Raw genomic sequence first — 15,320 nt, 5'->3', positions numbered from 1 at the left:
TGTTGCGGGCCGCCGTGCGGCGCCCCGGCCCACCCCGCCCTACCCGCCGAACACGACGGTCCGCTTCGCCCGCTCGTCGACGAGCAGCGAGAACACGTCGGGGCGCGCGTAATGCCCGACGACGTCGAAGTCGTAGCGCGCCCGCACGAGTTCATCGGTATCGATGCGTGCGGCCACGAGCCCGGCTTCGCCGATCAGCGGCTGCGTCAGCAGGTCGCCGAGCGGCCCGACGATCACGCTGCCGCCGCGGATCAGCGGCCGCTCCGGATCCCAGCCCGGCACGTCGATGCCGAGCGCGCGCGGCGACGGCTGCACCTGGCACGCGCTGACGACGAAGCAGCGCCCTTCGTGCGCGATATGCCGCATCGAGCTCTGCCAGACGTCGCGCTCGTCGACGGTCGGCGCACACCAGATCTGCACGCCCTTCGCGTACATCGCGCAGCGCAGCAGCGGCATGTGGTTCTCCCAGCAGATCGCGGCGCCTGCACGGCCCGCAGCCGTATCGACGACGGGCAGCGTCGAGCCGTCGCCCTGCCCCCAGATCAAGCGCTCGGTGCCGGTCGGCATCAGCTTGCGGTGCTTCGCGACGAGCCCGTCGCGCGGATCGAAGAACAGCGCCGTGCAGTACAGCGTGCTGCCGCCGCGCTCGATCACGCCGACCACGAGGCTCGCCCCCGTGCGCTGCGACAGCGCGGCCAGCTCGTCGGTTTCCGGCCCTGGCACGTCGATCGCCTGCGCGACGTAGCGCGCATACGCGTCGCGGCCTTCGGGCAGCCGGTAGCCGAGCCGCGTGCCGAAGATCTCGCCTTTCGGATAGCCGCCGAGCACGGCCTCGGGCAGCACGACGAGCGACGCGCCGCTGTCGCGGATCGCGGTTTCGTAGCCGAGGATCGTGTCGAGCGTGGCGCGCGTGCCGGCGGGCGATGCGCCGATCTGCAGCGCGGCGATAACTGACGTGGGCATGGGGGCGTCTCCGGTGAATGGGGTAACGCCATCTTTATCGATATGATGTCATCGATCAAATCGATAGAACGATAAGTGTCATGAATGCGGATGATATCGCCAGCCTCGACCTGAACCTGCTGAAAGTGTTCGAGGCGCTGTACGAGGAAGGCGGCGCGAGCCGCGCGGCGCTGCGGCTCGGCCTCACACAGTCGGCGGTGAGCGCGGCGCTGGCGCGGCTGCGCGTGATCTATGCCGATCCGCTGTTCGTGCGCACCGGCCGCGGGCTCGCGCCGACGCCACGCGCGGACGAACTCAAGCCGATCCTGTCCGACGCCCTCGACCGTTGCCGCGAAAGTCTCGCGATCGCGGCCGACGGCGGCGACCGCATCGGCCGCACGATCTCGATCGGGCTGTCGGACGACTTCGAGATCGCGCTCGGCCGCGCGCTGATCGACGCCGTCGCGCGGGAAGCCGCCGGCATCCGGCTGATCTTCCGGCAGACGCACAGCGGCATCGCCGGCGACGCGCTGCTGCGTCACGGTGTGGACCTCGCGATCGCGTCGGGCGGCTTCTCGGCGAACGGGCTCAGCCGGCGCGCGGTCACGACGGGCGGCTACGCGTGCCTGATCGATCCGGCCGCCCGCGAGCGGGCACCGCGCGCGCTGACGCTCGCCGAATTCCTGCGGCGCGACCACCTGCTCGTGTCGTCGGGCGGCGTGATCGGGATCGTCGACGAGGCGCTGGCCACGCTCGGCCACAAGCGGCGCGTCGCGGCATCGACCACGCATTTCGCCGCGCTGCCGTACCTGCTCGCCGGCTCCGATGCGGTGGCGACGATTCCCGCGCACGCGGCGCGCGCGATCGCGCAATCCACGCCGCTGCGCGCGCTCGCATGCCCGGTCGACTTGCCGCACTACCCGGTCGAAATCGGCTGGCGCACGAGCACGCAGCGCGATCCGGCGATCGTGCGCGTACGCGACACGATCGCCGCGTGCGTCGCACATCTCGTCGCGCCATGAAAAAAAACCGGTCACGCCGACCATGAATCGAAGCCGGCGGCCGCATGGCCGGCGCGTACGTCACTCGACCGATTTCACCATGTCCTCGATGACCTTCTTCGCATCGCCGAACACCATCATCGTCTTGTCCATGTAGAAGAGATCGTTGTCGAGCCCCGCGTAGCCGGCCGCCATCGAGCGCTTGTTGACGATCACCGTGCGCGCCTTGTACGCCTCGATGATCGGCATCCCCGCGATCGGCGACGCCGGATCGTTCTTCGCGGCCGGATTCACGACATCGTTCGCGCCGAGCACGAGCACGACGTCGACCTGGCCGAATTCGCCGTTGATGTCCTCCATCTCGTGCACGATCTCGTACGGCACTTCCGCTTCCGCGAGCAGCACGTTCATGTGCCCCGGCATCCGCCCCGCGACCGGATGAATCGCGTACTTCACGTCGATGCCCTTCTCGATCAGCTTGTCGGTCAGCTCCTTCAGCGCGTGCTGCGCACGGGCCACGGCCAGCCCGTAGCCGGGCACGATCACGACCGTTTCCGCGTTGCCGAGCATGAACGACGCGTCTTCAGCCGAACCCGACTTCACCGGCCGCTGCTCCTTCGCACCGGCCGCGCCACCCGCCGCCGCGTCGCCGCCGAAGCCGCCGAGGATCACGTTGAAGAACGACCGGTTCATCGCGTGGCACATGATGTACGACAGGATCGCGCCCGACGATCCGACGAGGGAGCCGGCGATGATCAGCATCGCGTTGTTCAGCGAGAAGCCGATGCCGGCCGCCGCCCACCCGGAGTACGAATTCAGCATCGACACGACCACCGGCATGTCCGCGCCGCCGATCGGGATGATGATCAGCACGCCGAGCGCGAACGCGATCGCCGTCATGATGATGAACGGCAGCCACGACTGCGTGATGAAGAACAGGATGCCGAAGCCGAGCATCGCGAGCGCGAGCATCAGGTTGAGCAGGTGCTGGCCCGCATACACGACCGGCGCGCCCTGGAACAGCCGGAACCGGACCTTGCCCGACAGCTTGCCGAACGCGATCACCGAGCCGGAGAACGTGATCGCGCCGACGACCGTGCCGATGAACAGCTCGACGCGGTTGCCGTACGGGATGAAATTCGACGACACGGCGTCCTGCGGCACGAGCCCGAACGCTTCCGGCTCCGACACCACCGCATACGCGATGCACACGGCCGCGAGACCGATCAGCGAGTGCATCGCCGCGACGAGTTCAGGCATCTTCGTCATCTCGACGCGCGCGGCGACGAACGCACCCACGCCGCCGCCGATAACCAGCGCGCCGAGCACCAGCGCGATGCCGAGCGGCAGGTTTGCGCCGAGCCAGGCGGCCTGCCTGACGATCAGCGCGAGCGTCGTGAGGATCGCGATGGCCATCCCGGCCATCCCGAACAGGTTGCCGCGCCGCGCGCTCTTCGGGTTCGACAGGCCCTTCAGCGCCTGGATGAAGCACACCGACGCGACGAGGTACAGCAGCGTGACGACGTCCATGCTCATCGCGCGCCCTCCTTGCCGCCCTCGGCCTGCCTGGGCGCCTTCTTGCGGAACATCTCGAGCATGCGCCTCGTCACGAGGAAGCCGCCGAACACGTTGACGGCCGCCAGGGCGATCGCGAGCGTGCCGAATACCTTGCCGGTCGTGCCGACGGTCAGCGCCGCCGCCAGCATCGCGCCGACGATCACGATCGCCGAGATTGCGTTGGTCACGGCCATCAGCGGCGTATGCAGCGCCGGCGTGACGTTCCATACCACGTGATAGCCGACGTACACGGCCAGCACGAAGATGATCACGTTGATTACCGTGTGATTGATGACTTCCATGGCCGCCTCCTCCCCCGGTTACTTGCGCACGACTTCGCCGTCACGGCACAGGAGCGTCGCGGCGACGATGTCGTCGGTCAGGTCGATGTTCAGCGTGCCGTCCTTCGTGACGATCAGCTTCATGAAGTCGAGCAGGTTGCGTGCATACAGCGCCGACGCATCCGCTGCGACCATCGACGCGAGATTCGTGTAGCCCGCGATCGTCACGCCGCCGTGCACGATCACCTGGTCGGCAACCGTCAACGGGCAGTTGCCGCTCTTGCGCCCGTCGAATTCCGGGCCGCGGCCGGCCGCCAGGTCGACGAGCACCGAGCCCGGCTTCATCGACTGCACGGTTTCGACCGAAATCAAGGTCGGCGCCGGGCGTCCGGGAATCAGTGCGGTGGTGATCACGATGTCGGCCTGCTTCGCGCGTTCGTGCACGAGCGCGGCCTGGCGGCCGAGCCACGACGGCGGCATCGGGCGCGCGTAGCCGCCCACTCCCTGCGCCGCCTCGCGCTCATCGTCGGTTTCATACGGGACGTCGACGAATTTCGCGCCGAGCGACTCGATCTGCTCCTTCACGGCCGGCCGCACGTCGGACGCCTCGATCACCGCGCCGAGGCGCTTCGCGGTCGCGATCGCCTGCAGGCCCGCGACGCCCGCGCCGAGAATCAGCACGCGCGCGGCCTTCACGGTGCCCGCGGCCGTCATCAGCATCGGAAAGAAGCGCGGATACAGCGCCGCGGCCACCAGCACGGCCTTGTAGCCCGCGATGTTCGCCTGCGACGACAGCACGTCGAGACTCTGCGCACGCGTCGTGCGCGGCGCGGCTTCGAGCGCGAAGCCCGTCACGCCGGCCGCGGCGAGCGTCGCCGCCTGCTCGCCGTTGAACGGCTCGAGCATGCCGACCAGCACGGAGCCGCGCTTGAGCAACGGCAGCTCCGCGTCGGTCGGCGCCTGGACCTTCAACACGATGTCGACATCGAAAGCGGCCGACTGGCCGGTCAGGTTGGCCCCGGCGGCCGCATAGGCCTCGTCGGGATAACTCGCTGCGATGCCAGCCCCTTTCGCGATACTGACCCGATGCCCGGCCGCCGCGTATTTCTTCACGGTTTCCGGCGTAGCAGCCACACGCGCCTCGTTCGCCCGCGTTTCAGCGGGCACGCCAATATGCATCGTCGGCCCCTCCAGTCATTGTCGGTTTTTCGCTTCTGACGACGTCTGCTGCACAACGGGCCGGGCAGGCTCACTACCGGCTCACGAGCAACGGCACTCACTCTCACTTTAGGCGAAAGCGAGGGCCGTACCGGCAGGCACCGCACGGTCGTGCGAGATAGCGATGCAGGCCCGTCCGGTGTCGCCGCGTAGCGGCAAGACGAACGAATTGAAAGGGTCTGATTCGTTTAGCGTAGCGACCGGCACCGTTCGGGCGCAACCGGTAAAATGCCGAACCATGAAACCCGAAATCTGGACCCCGCATGTGACGGTCGCCGCGCTCGTCGAGCACGCCGGCCGCTTTCTCATGATCGAGGAAGAAACCTCGTCGGGCCTGCGCATCAACCAGCCGGCAGGCCATCTCGAAGCCGGCGAAACGCTGGCCGACGCCGTGATCCGAGAAACGCTCGAGGAAACCGCGCACCCGTTCATGCCCGACGCGCTCGTCGGCGTCTATCTCGCGCACTACGACCGCCCCGGCACCGCCGGCGCGACCTACCTGCGCTTCACGTTCTGCGGCTCGGCCGGCGAGCCGATCGCGGGCCATGCGCTCGACGACGGCATCGTCCGCACGCTGTGGATGACCGCCGACGAACTGCGCGCGTGCGGCGAGCGCCATCGCTCGCCCGCGGTGATGCGCTGCGTCGACGATTACCTCGCCGGGCGGCGCATTCCGCTCGATTTCGTGCACACGCATTCGGTCGCGCCGCGCCCCGAATCATTCGAACGTCAGGCGGTCAACAAATGAGCAAGCGCCGTGTAGTGGTGGGCATGTCGGGCGGCGTCGATTCGTCGGTGACCGCATGGCTGCTGAAGGAACAGGGTTACGACGTGGTCGGCCTGTTCATGAAGAACTGGGAAGACGACGACGACGGCGAATACTGCTCGACGCGCCAGGACTGGATCGACGTCGTGTCGGTGGCCGACCTGATCGGCATCGACGTGGAAGCGGTCAACTTCGCCGCCGAATACAAGGACCGCGTGTTCGCCGAATTCCTGCGCGAATACTCGGCCGGCCGCACGCCGAACCCCGACGTGCTGTGCAACGCCGAAATCAAGTTCAAGGCATTCCTCGATCACGCGATGTCGCTCGACGCTGAAATGATCGCGACCGGCCACTACGCGCGCGTGCGCGAGCGCGACGGGCGTTTCGAACTGCTGAAGGCCTTCGATCATACGAAAGACCAGTCGTACTTCCTGCACCGGCTGAACCAGGCGCAACTGTCGAAGTCGATGTTCCCGCTCGGCGAGATCCCGAAGACGAAGGTGCGCGAGATCGCCGCGCAAATCGGGCTGCCGAACGCGAAGAAGAAGGATTCGACCGGCATCTGCTTCATCGGCGAACGGCCGTTCCGCGATTTCCTGAACCGCTATCTGCCGACGAAACCCGGCCCGATGAAGACGCCGGACGGCAAGGTCGTCGGCGAGCACATCGGTCTCGCGTTCTACACGTTCGGCCAGCGCAAGGGCATCGGCCTCGGCGGCAGCAAGAGCGGCAACGGCGATCCATGGTTCGTCGCCGCGAAGGACATCGCGTCGAACACGCTGTACGTCGTGCAGGGGCACGATCACCCGTGGCTGCTGGCGCGCGAACTGGTGGCCGGCAACGTGAGCTGGGTCGCCGGGGAACCGCCGGCTGAAGGCTTCACGTGCGGCGCGAAGACCCGCTACCGGCAGGCCGACGCGGCGTGCGCATTCGGCGCCGCCACGCCCGGCCCGGCAGGCGAAGCGCGCTTCTCGCTCGCGTTCGACGATGCGCAGTGGGCCGTCACGCCCGGCCAGTCCGCCGTGCTGTACGACGGCGAGATCTGCCTCGGCGGCGGGATCATCGAATCCGCGGCCGCCAGCCCGCCCGCCCCGGCGGACGGCCCCGCGCGGGCGCTCGCCGAAGCACGCTGACACCTATTCGGTTTAGACTTGCGGCACGCCGCGCCCGGCAGAACACGATTCCGCCGCGGCCGGCACGCCGCCGCGCAGCGCACGCATGGCGGTATTTCAAGATTCTTACGGAGTCCCCATGCTTTCACGACGCTATCTGGCGATGTGGTTTGCGGTCCTGCTGCTCGTCGCTGCGGCCGCGCTCGCCTCGATCCACGCGCTTTCCTGGTTCTGGGTCATCATTCCCTTCGCCCTCGTCGCGCTCGGCCTGTACGACCTGAGGCAGGACCGCCACGCGATCCTGCGCAACTACCCGCTCTGGGGCCACTTCCGCTTCCTGTTCGAATTCATCCGACCGGAAATCCGCCAGTATTTCGTCGAGGACGACACCGACGAGAAGCCGTTCTCGCGCGCGCAGCGCAGCCTCGTCTACCAGCGCGCGAAGAACGTCGCCGACAATCGCCCGTACGGCACCGAGCTGAACGTGAAGGCCGTCGCGCACGAATGGATCAGCCACTCGCTCGCGCCGACGAAACTGCCGAACCACGATTTCCGCGTCCGCGTCGGCGCGAATCGCGCGCAGCCGTACGACATTTCGATCTTCAATATCTCGGCGATGAGCTTCGGCTCGCTGTCCGCGAACGCGATCCGCTCGCTGAACCTCGGCGCGAAGAAAGGCGGGTTCGCGCACGACACGGGCGAAGGCTCGCTGTCGAAGTACCACCGCGAAAACGGTGGCGACATCATCTGGGAAATCGCGTCCGGCTACTTCGGCTGCCGCAACGACGACGGCACCTTCAACCCCGACAGGTTCGCGAAGCAGGCCGCCGATCCGCAGGTCAAGATGATCGAGGTGAAGCTGTCGCAGGGCGCGAAGCCCGGCCACGGCGGCGTGCTGCCGGCCGCGAAGATCACGCCGGAAATCGCCGAGACGCGCGGCGTGCCGATGGGCAAGGACTGCATCTCGCCCGCGACGCATTCGGAGTTCTCGACGCCGCGCGGGCTGCTCGAATTCGTCGAACGGCTACGCACGCTGTCGGGCGGCAAGCCGACCGGCTTCAAGCTGTGCGTCGGCCATCCGTGGGAATTCTTCGGGATCGCGAAGGCGATGCTCGAGACCGGCATCGTGCCGGACTTCATCGTCGTCGACGGCGCGGAAGGCGGCACGGGCGCGGCGCCGCTCGAATTCACCGACCACGTCGGCGTGCCCCTGCAGGAAGGACTGCTGCTCGTGCACAACACGCTCGTGGGAATCGGCGTGCGCGATCGCGTGAAGATCGGCGCGAGCGGCAAGATCATCAGCGCGTTCGACGTCGCCCGCACGCTCGCGATCGGCGCGGACTGGGTGAACTCGGCGCGCGGCTTCATGTTCGCGGTCGGCTGCATCCAGGCGCAGACCTGCCACACGGGCCGTTGCCCGACCGGCGTCGCGACGCAGGACCCGGTGCGCCAGCGCGCGCTCGTCGTGCCCGACAAGGCCGACCGCGTGTACAACTTCCACCGCAATACGCTGCACGCGCTGCAGGAGCTCGTGCAGGCAGCCGGCCTCGCGCATCCGTCGGAGCTGCGTGCGCATCACATCGTGCAGCGCATCGCGCCGCACGAGGTCCGGCTGATGTCGCAGTTGCTGAAGTACCTGAAGCCGGGCGCGCTGCTCGACGGCAACACGTGCGGCTTTACGCTGTACGACAAGTGGTGGCCGATTGCGCGCAGCGATTCGTTCACGCTCGGCGAGGCCGTGTACGCGTCGATCGAATGACGCGGGCGCGCTCCCCCGCCGCGAGGCGGCCCGGCAAAAAGAAAAGCGCCCCGCGGGGCGCTTTTCTTTCGTCTGCCGAATCCGTCAACGCGCGAATGCGTCGCGTGCGGCTCAGTTCTGCGGCAGCGTGTCGGCGAACGACGGCCGCTGCAGCAGCTTCGCGAAGTGCTTGTCAAGGTTCGGATGGCGATCGCGCCAGTTGACCTCGGGCATCCGGAAGTCGAGATAGCCGAGCGCGCAGCCGAGTGCGATGTCCGCGAGCGAGTAATGATTACCGACGCACCACGTCTTGCCGCCGAGACCCTGCGACATCGCGACGAGACCGTCGTCGATCTTGCGCTGCTGGCGCGCGATCCAGCTCGCGCTGCGCTGCGCCTCGTCGCGCATCGTGTGTTCGAGACGAATCGCGACCGCCGCGTCGAGCACGCCGTCGCCCAGCGCTTCCCAGCACCGCACCTCGAGACGCTCGCGGCCCGACGGCGGAATCAGCTTGCCGACCGGCGACAGCGTATCGACGTATTCGCAGATCACGCGGGAATCGAACACCGCGGCACCATCTTCCATCACGAGGCACGGGACCTTGCCGAGCGGATTCGACGCATGAATATCCGTCTCCGGCGCCCACACGTTCTCGAGCTCCAGCTTGTAGTCGATCTTCTTTTCAGCCAGCACGATCCGCGCCTTGCGGACGTACGGGCTGCTGAGCGAACCGATTAATTTCATCATCTGCCTTTTTAAGGGAACCGCCGAGAGTATACGTTGTCGCCGATCATAACCGGCCAGCGTCGCGCGACAGAAAATCGCCCGAACGGCCTGTGGATGGTTTGCAACAACCGCCGCGCGGCCCTTCCAGGGCCGCTTCCCGCCCCCTCTCTCACGTACCGCGTCCCGCGGCGCTACAATCGCACGAATGAACGCGCCCCTCGATACCGCCATCGCCGTCGACGTCTACCGCCAGCGCCGTGAACGCGTGCTTGCCGCACTGCGTGCCGCCGGCGGCGGCGTCGCCATCGTCCCCACCGCGCCCGAAATGCCGCGCAACCGCGATACGGACTATCCGTACCGGTTCGACAGCTACTTCCACTACCTGACGGGCTTCAGCGAGCCGGATGCCGTCCTCGTGCTGAACGCGGCCGCGCCGCACGGCGCGCCAGAGTCGATCCTGTTCTGCCGCGGCAAGAATGCCGACCGCGAAATCTGGGAAGGCTTCCATTACGGGCCCGAAGCCGCGCGCGACGCGTTCGGCTTCGACGCGGCGTTCGCGGTCGACGTGATCGACACCGAGATGCCGCGCCTGCTCGCCGACGCGGGCACCGTGCACTACCGGTTCGGCGCATCGGCCGACTTCGACCGGCAGCTCGCGGGCTGGATCGACGCGGTGCGCACGCTGGCGCGCACGGGCGTCGCCGCGCCGGACGCGATGCTCGACCTCACGCCGCTGCTCGACGACATGCGGCTCGTGAAGGACGAGCACGAGCTCGCTATCATGATGCGCGCCGCGCACATCTCCGCGCTCGCGCACCGCCGTGCGATGCAGGCGTGCCGCCCCGGTATCCGCGAATACGAACTCGAGGCCGAGCTGCTGTATGTATTCCGCAAGCATGGCGCGCAGTCGCCCGCGTACGGCTCGATCGTCGCGGCCGGCGCGAACGCGTGCGTGCTGCACTACCCGGCCGGCAACGCGGCCGCGAAAGACGGCGACCTGATCCTGATCGACGCCGCGTGCGAACTCGACGGCTACGCGTCGGACATCACGCGCACGTTCCCGGCCAACGGGCGCTTCTCGCCTGCACAGCGCACGCTGTACGACATCGTGCTCGCCGCGCAGCAGGCCGCGATCGACGCGACCCGCGCCGGCGTGCCGTTCGAGGCGCCGCACGACGCCGCCGTGCGCGTGCTCGCGCAGGGGCTGCTCGACACCGGCATCATCCCGAAAACGCGCTTCTCGAACGTCGACGACGTGATCGCCGAGCGCGCGTACGCGCGCTTCTACATGCACCGCACCGGCCACTGGATCGGCATGGACGTGCACGATTGCGGCGACTACCGCGAGCGGCTCGGCGAGCGTGACGCCAACGGCGCGCTGCCTTGGCGCACGCTGAAAACCGGCATGACGCTGACGATCGAACCGGGCCTGTACGTGCGCGCCGCCGACGACGTGCCGCCCGAGTACTGGAACATCGGCATCCGCATCGAGGACGACGCGATCGTTCGCGAGCACGGCTGCGAGCTGATCACGCGCGGCGTGCCCGTCGCGGCGGACGAGATCGAAGCGCTGATGCGCGCGGGCGCATGACCGGCTATCGCCGACCGTTACCTCCGTTTCACGAATCAAGATGACGACCGCTTCCTCCCCGGCCACGCCGGCCTATGACCTCGCCATCGTCGGCGCGGGCCCCGTCGGGCTTGCGCTTGCCGGCTGGCTCGCGCGCCGCAGCGCGACGCAGCACGCATCGATCGCCCTGATCGATGCACGTGAACCGGCCGCGAGCGCGAACGACCCGCGCGCGATCGCCGTGTCGCACGGCAGCCGCGTGCTGCTCGACACCCTCGCGTGGCCCGCCGACGCGACGCCGATCGAACACATCCACGTCTCGCAGCGCGGCCATTTCGGCCGCACGCTGATCGACCGCGACGAGCACGACCTCGCCGCGCTCGGCTATGTCGTGCGCTACGGCTCGCTCATGCAGGCGCTCGCGGGCGCCGTGCGCGGCACGCGTGTCGACTGGCTCACGTCGACCACCGCGCGCGCGCCGCAACAGGACGCCGACGGCGTCACGCTGACGCTCGACGGCCCGCAAGGCGAGCGCACGCTGCGCGCACGTATCGCCATCAACGCCGAAGGCGGGCTGTTCCACGAACAGCAGGCCGATACGGCCAAGCATCGCCGCGACTACGGGCAGACCGCGCTCGTCGGCACGGTCACCGTATCGGCGCCGCGCCCGAACGTCGCGTGGGAACGCTTCACGCACGAAGGCCCGCTCGCGCTGCTGCCGCTCGGCGGGCCGCGCCAGGCCGAGTACGCGCTCGTCTGGTGCTGCGCGCCCGACGAGGCCGCGCGCCGTGCCGCGTTGCCCGACGACGCGTTCCTGCGCGAGCTCGACGCCGCGTTCGGCGAACGCATGGGCGCGTTCGTCGCGATCGCGGGCCGCGCGTCGTTCCCGCTCGGCCTGAACGCCGCGCAGACGCTCGTCAACGGCCGCGTCGCGATCGTCGGCAATGCCGCCCAAACCCTGCACCCCGTCGCAGGCCAGGGGCTCAACCTCGGGCTGCGCGATGCGCATACGCTCGTCGATACGCTGTCCGCGCAAGGCTTCGAAGCCACCGCGCTCGCCACCTTCAACGCGCGGCGCGCCCTCGACCGGCGCCTCACGATCGGCGCGACCGACACGCTGGCTCGCCTGTTCACGATCGACTCGGGCCCGCTCCCGCTGCTGCGCGGCGCCGCGCTCACCGCGCTCGAGTTCGTGCCGCCGCTCAAGAAGGTGATCGCGCGCCAGATGATGTTCGGCCAGCGCAACTGACGCGCGGCGCACACAGTCGCGCCACTCAAACCGGGTCAAATCGGCGGGGCATGGGAATACGGTAAAATACGCGTTTCCGTCTGCCCCTTCCCTGCCCGCGCCCGCCGCAGGCGGTGCCCTTGCGATGCCCGTTATCGGCCCTCACGTATTGCGTAACAACCTGTTCGTCGCCCCGATGGCCGGCGTCACGGATCGTCCGTTCCGCCAGCTCTGCAAGCGGCTGGGAGCCGGTTACGCCGTGTCCGAGATGGTCGCGTCCAACGCGCAGCTGTGGAAAAGCGCGAAGACGATGCGGCGCGCGAACCACGAAGGCGAGGTCGAGCCGATTGCGGTCCAGATCGCCGGCGCCGATCCGGCGATGATGGCCGAAGCGGCCCGCTACAACGTCGACAACGGCGCGCAGATCATCGACATCAACATGGGCTGCCCGGCCAAGAAGGTCTGCAACGTCGCGGCCGGCTCCGCGCTGCTGCAGAACGAGCCGCTCGTGCAGCGCATCGTCGAGGCCGTCGTCGCGGCCGTCGGCACGGGGCCCGATGCGGTGCCCGTTACGCTGAAGATCCGCACGGGCTGGGATCGCGAGCACAAGAACGCGATCACGGTCGCGCGCCTGGCCGAAGCCGCCGGCATCTCGATGCTCACCGTGCACGGCCGCACGCGCGCCGACCTGTACCGCGGCGACGCCGAATACGAAACCATCGCGGCCGTGAAGGCGGCGGTGCGGATTCCGGTGGTCGCGAACGGCGACATCACGTCGCCCGCGAAGGCGAAGGCCGTGCTCGACGCAACCGGCGCCGACGCCCTGATGGTCGGTCGTGCCGCGCAAGGTCGACCATGGCTGTTCCGCGAAATCGACCATTTCCTGCAAACCGGCGAGCTGCTGCCCCCGCCGCGGATCGACGAGATCCAGCACGTGATGAACGAACACCTGGAAGACCACTACGCTTTCTATGGTGAATTCACGGGAGTCCGTACTGCGCGCAAGCACATCGGCTGGTACACTCGCGGCCTTTCCGGTGCCAACGGGTTCCGGCACAGGATGAACACGCTCGATTCCACCCGCGAGCAGCTCGCCGCCGTCAATGCATTCTTCGAGGCGCAAAAGGCGCTGTCGGACCACCTCGTCTACGTCGATGACGAAGAGGAAAACGGCCAGGGCGAGTCGGACGACCATAACCAGTTAGCAGCATGAGCAAGCACAACATCGAACAATGTGTCCGCGAGAGCCTGGACGTGTATTTCCGGGATCTAGACGGCTCCAATCCGCACGACGTCTATGAAATGGTGATGTCCTGCGTCGAAAAGCCGATGCTCGAGGTCGTGCTCGTACAGGCAGGCGGCAACCAGTCGCTCGCCGCCGAGTACCTCGGCATCAATCGCAATACGCTGCGCAAGAAACTGCAGCAGCACGGCCTGCTGTAGGCGGCCGTCCCGTCCCCATTTCCCTGGCTATTGGTGGTTCCATCATGATCAAGCAAGCGCTCATTTCCGTTTCCGACAAGACCGGCATCGTCGACTTCGCGAAGTCGCTGTCCGACCTCGGCGTCAAGCTGCTGTCGACGGGCGGCACCGCGAAACTGCTCGCCGACGCGGGCCTGCCCGTTACCGAAGTGGCTGATTACACGGGCTTCCCGGAAATGCTCGATGGGCGCGTGAAGACGCTCCACCCGAAGGTGCACGGCGGCATCCTGGCTCGCCGCGACCTGCCCGAGCACATGCAGGCGCTGGAACAGCACGGCATCCCGACGATCGACCTGCTCGTCGTGAACCTGTACCCGTTCGTCGCGACGATCGCGAAGGACGACTGCACGCTCGCCGACGCGATCGAGAACATCGACATCGGCGGCCCGACGATGCTGCGCTCGGCCGCGAAGAACCACCGCGACGTGACGGTCGTCGTCGATCCGGCCGATTACGCGGTCGTGCTCGATGAAATGAAGGCGAACGGCAATGCGGTCGGCTATGCGACCAACTTCCGCCTCGCGACGAAGGTGTTCGCGCACACCGCGCAATACGACGGCGCGATCACGAACTACCTGACGAGCCTGACCGACGAGCTGAAGCACGCATCGCGCAGCGCGTACCCGGCGACGCTGAACATGGCGTTCGACAAGGTGCAGGACCTGCGCTACGGCGAGAACCCGCACCAGAGCGCCGCGTTCTACCGCGACCTCGCGACGCCGGCCGGCGCGCTGGCGAACTACCGCCAGCTGCAGGGCAAGGAACTGTCGTACAACAACATCGCCGATTCGGACGCGGCGTGGGAATGCGTGAAGACGTTCGACGCGCCGGCCTGCGTGATCATCAAGCATGCGAACCCGTGCGGCGTCGCGGTCGGCAACGATTCGGCCGACGCGTACGCGAAGGCGTTCCAGACGGATCCGACGTCGGCCTTCGGCGGCATCATCGCGTTCAACCGCGAAGTCGACGAAGCGGCCGCGCAAGCGGTTGCGAAGCAGTTCGTCGAAGTGCTGATCGCTCCGTCGTTCTCCGACGCCGCGAAGCAGGTGTTCGCCGCGAAGCAGAACGTGCGCCTGCTCGAAATCGCGCTAGGCGACGGCCATAACGCGTTCGACCTGAAGCGCGTGGGCGGCGGCCTGCTCGTGCAGTCGCTCGACTCGAAGAATGTGCAGCCGCACGAGCTGCGCGTCGTCACGAAGCGCCACCCGACGCCGAAGGAAATGGACGACCTGCTGTTCGCCTGGCGCGTCGCGAAGTACGTGAAGTCGAACGCGATCGTGTTCTGCGGCAACGGCATGACGCTCGGCGTCGGCGCAGGCCAGATGAGCCGTGTCGATTCCGCGCGCATCGCGAGCATCAAGGCACAGAACGCGGGCCTGACGCTGGCCGGTTCGGCCGTGGCATCGGATGCGTTCTTCCCGTTCCGCGACGGCCTCGACGTCGTCGTGGCGGCCGGCGCGACCTGCGTGATCCAGCCGGGGGGCTCGATGCGCGATGACGAAGTGATCGCTGCAGCCGACGAGCACAACATCGCGATGATCCTGACGGGCGTGCGCCACTTCCGTCACTGATCGCACGCGGCCCGCGCGGCCGCTGCACGACAACCCGGCGGCATCGAACCCGCCGGGTTTTTTATTGCGCGGCGCCCTCGCACGCGGCCGTGCGGCCAGCGCACCGCGCCATTCGTTGTAGTATCGCT

14 protein-coding genes are annotated in these 15,320 nt (G+C 67.8%); 9 read left to right on the top strand and 5 right to left on the bottom strand.

What is annotated here, in order from left to right; all coding sequences use genetic code 11:
* Positions 1–39: 39 nt before the first annotated feature.
* Positions 40–963: a carbon-nitrogen hydrolase family protein gene (locus ACPTTC_RS03645; RefSeq protein WP_423391571.1), complete on the bottom strand. Its 924-nt coding sequence runs from the start codon at positions 961–963 to the stop codon at positions 40–42.
* An 80-nt stretch (positions 964–1,043) separates the two neighbouring features.
* On the opposite strand from ACPTTC_RS03645, the gene ACPTTC_RS03640 reads away from it, so the two are divergent.
* The gene (locus ACPTTC_RS03640; RefSeq protein ID WP_423391570.1) at positions 1,044–1,964 is read left to right on the top strand and encodes a LysR family transcriptional regulator; all 921 of its coding nucleotides are present in this window, start codon (positions 1,044–1,046) and stop codon (positions 1,962–1,964) included.
* Between the two features lie 60 nt (positions 1,965–2,024).
* On the opposite strand, the gene ACPTTC_RS03635 is transcribed toward ACPTTC_RS03640, so the two are convergent.
* Genes ACPTTC_RS03635 through ACPTTC_RS03625 form a run of 3 tightly spaced genes read right to left on the bottom strand, consistent with a single transcriptional unit; the run spans position 2,025 to position 4,960 of the window.
* Positions 2,025–3,479 carry an NAD(P)(+) transhydrogenase (Re/Si-specific) subunit beta gene (locus ACPTTC_RS03635; protein WP_423391569.1) on the bottom strand — a complete coding sequence of 485 codons (1,455 nt, stop codon included), beginning with the start codon at positions 3,477–3,479 and terminating at the stop codon, positions 2,025–2,027.
* Positions 3,476–3,802, bottom strand: a complete 327-nt coding sequence (locus ACPTTC_RS03630; RefSeq protein WP_423391568.1) for an NAD(P) transhydrogenase subunit alpha — start codon at positions 3,800–3,802, stop codon at positions 3,476–3,478. The genes ACPTTC_RS03635 and ACPTTC_RS03630 overlap by 4 nt, the downstream gene beginning before the upstream one ends.
* A gap of 18 nt (positions 3,803–3,820) precedes the next feature.
* Positions 3,821–4,960 (bottom strand): Re/Si-specific NAD(P)(+) transhydrogenase subunit alpha, encoded by a 1,140-nt coding sequence (locus tag ACPTTC_RS03625; protein ID WP_423391567.1) that lies wholly within the window; start codon positions 4,958–4,960, stop codon positions 3,821–3,823.
* Positions 4,961–5,237: 277 nt separating this feature from the next.
* Here ACPTTC_RS03625 and ACPTTC_RS03620 point away from each other — a divergent pair, with 277 nt between their 5' ends.
* From ACPTTC_RS03620 to ACPTTC_RS03610, 3 genes are all read left to right on the top strand, one after another.
* The gene (locus ACPTTC_RS03620; protein WP_175971325.1) at positions 5,238–5,747 is read left to right on the top strand and encodes an NUDIX hydrolase; all 510 of its coding nucleotides are present in this window, start codon (positions 5,238–5,240) and stop codon (positions 5,745–5,747) included.
* Positions 5,744–6,898: a tRNA 2-thiouridine(34) synthase MnmA gene (gene mnmA, locus ACPTTC_RS03615; RefSeq protein WP_175971326.1), complete on the top strand. Its 1,155-nt coding sequence runs from the start codon at positions 5,744–5,746 to the stop codon at positions 6,896–6,898. Before ACPTTC_RS03620 ends, mnmA begins: the two co-directional genes overlap by 4 nt.
* A gap of 118 nt (positions 6,899–7,016) precedes the next feature.
* Entirely contained in the window at positions 7,017–8,636 is a 1,620-nt protein-coding gene (locus ACPTTC_RS03610; RefSeq protein ID WP_175971327.1) for an FMN-binding glutamate synthase family protein, read from the top strand.
* 111 nt (positions 8,637–8,747) lie between these two features.
* On the opposite strand, the gene ACPTTC_RS03605 is transcribed toward ACPTTC_RS03610, so the two are convergent.
* Positions 8,748–9,362, bottom strand: coding sequence for a glutathione S-transferase family protein (locus tag ACPTTC_RS03605; RefSeq protein ID WP_226195368.1), 615 nt, complete (start codon positions 9,360–9,362; stop codon positions 8,748–8,750).
* Between the two features lie 184 nt (positions 9,363–9,546).
* Between ACPTTC_RS03605 and ACPTTC_RS03600 the strand changes: the two genes are divergently transcribed.
* The 5 genes from ACPTTC_RS03600 (at position 9,547) to purH (ending at position 15,192) form a co-directional block, all read left to right on the top strand.
* A complete protein-coding gene (locus tag ACPTTC_RS03600; RefSeq protein WP_423391566.1) occupies positions 9,547–10,932 on the top strand; it encodes an aminopeptidase P N-terminal domain-containing protein in 1,386 nt (461 codons plus the stop codon).
* Positions 10,933–10,972: 40 nt separating this feature from the next.
* A complete protein-coding gene (locus ACPTTC_RS03595; protein WP_423391565.1) occupies positions 10,973–12,160 on the top strand; it encodes a UbiH/UbiF/VisC/COQ6 family ubiquinone biosynthesis hydroxylase in 1,188 nt (395 codons plus the stop codon).
* Positions 12,161–12,284: 124 nt separating this feature from the next.
* Positions 12,285–13,352 carry a tRNA dihydrouridine synthase DusB gene (gene dusB / locus ACPTTC_RS03590; RefSeq protein WP_423391564.1) on the top strand — a complete coding sequence of 356 codons (1,068 nt, stop codon included), beginning with the start codon at positions 12,285–12,287 and terminating at the stop codon, positions 13,350–13,352.
* A complete protein-coding gene (locus ACPTTC_RS03585) occupies positions 13,349–13,582 on the top strand; it encodes a Fis family transcriptional regulator (RefSeq protein WP_006476892.1) in 234 nt (77 codons plus the stop codon). The genes dusB and ACPTTC_RS03585 overlap by 4 nt, the downstream gene beginning before the upstream one ends.
* A gap of 44 nt (positions 13,583–13,626) precedes the next feature.
* A complete protein-coding gene (purH, locus tag ACPTTC_RS03580; protein WP_175955731.1) occupies positions 13,627–15,192 on the top strand; it encodes a bifunctional phosphoribosylaminoimidazolecarboxamide formyltransferase/IMP cyclohydrolase in 1,566 nt (521 codons plus the stop codon).
* Positions 15,193–15,320 lie beyond the last annotated feature (128 nt).

Source organism: Burkholderia mycopellens (genome assembly GCF_964265025.1).
Lineage (GTDB): Bacteria > Pseudomonadota > Gammaproteobacteria > Burkholderiales > Burkholderiaceae > Burkholderia.
The sequence above is the reverse complement of the archived record's forward strand: the minus strand, read 5'-3'. Positions and strand labels throughout refer to the sequence as shown.

Excerpts from the sequence above, each read along its gene's own strand:
- purH (WP_175955731.1), top strand. The coding sequence starts at position 13,627 with ATGATCAAGCAAGCGCTCATTTCCGTTTCCGACAAGACCGGCATCGTC.
- mnmA (WP_175971326.1), top strand. The coding sequence starts at position 5,744 with ATGAGCAAGCGCCGTGTAGTGGTGGGCATGTCGGGCGGCGTCGATTCG.
- ACPTTC_RS03640 (WP_423391570.1), top strand. The coding sequence starts at position 1,044 with ATGAATGCGGATGATATCGCCAGCCTCGACCTGAACCTGCTGAAAGTG.
- dusB (WP_423391564.1), top strand. The coding sequence starts at position 12,285 with ATGCCCGTTATCGGCCCTCACGTATTGCGTAACAACCTGTTCGTCGCC.
- ACPTTC_RS03610 (WP_175971327.1), top strand. The coding sequence starts at position 7,017 with ATGCTTTCACGACGCTATCTGGCGATGTGGTTTGCGGTCCTGCTGCTC.
- ACPTTC_RS03635 (WP_423391569.1), bottom strand. The coding sequence starts at position 3,479 with ATGAGCATGGACGTCGTCACGCTGCTGTACCTCGTCGCGTCGGTGTGC.
- ACPTTC_RS03595 (WP_423391565.1), top strand. The coding sequence starts at position 10,973 with ATGACGACCGCTTCCTCCCCGGCCACGCCGGCCTATGACCTCGCCATC.
- ACPTTC_RS03645 (WP_423391571.1), bottom strand. The coding sequence starts at position 963 with ATGCCCACGTCAGTTATCGCCGCGCTGCAGATCGGCGCATCGCCCGCC.
- ACPTTC_RS03630 (WP_423391568.1), bottom strand. The coding sequence starts at position 3,802 with ATGGAAGTCATCAATCACACGGTAATCAACGTGATCATCTTCGTGCTG.
- ACPTTC_RS03625 (WP_423391567.1), bottom strand. The coding sequence starts at position 4,960 with ATGCATATTGGCGTGCCCGCTGAAACGCGGGCGAACGAGGCGCGTGTG.
- ACPTTC_RS03585 (WP_006476892.1), top strand. The coding sequence starts at position 13,349 with ATGAGCAAGCACAACATCGAACAATGTGTCCGCGAGAGCCTGGACGTG.
- ACPTTC_RS03605 (WP_226195368.1), bottom strand. The coding sequence starts at position 9,362 with ATGATGAAATTAATCGGTTCGCTCAGCAGCCCGTACGTCCGCAAGGCG.
- ACPTTC_RS03600 (WP_423391566.1), top strand. The coding sequence starts at position 9,547 with ATGAACGCGCCCCTCGATACCGCCATCGCCGTCGACGTCTACCGCCAG.
- ACPTTC_RS03620 (WP_175971325.1), top strand. The coding sequence starts at position 5,238 with ATGAAACCCGAAATCTGGACCCCGCATGTGACGGTCGCCGCGCTCGTC.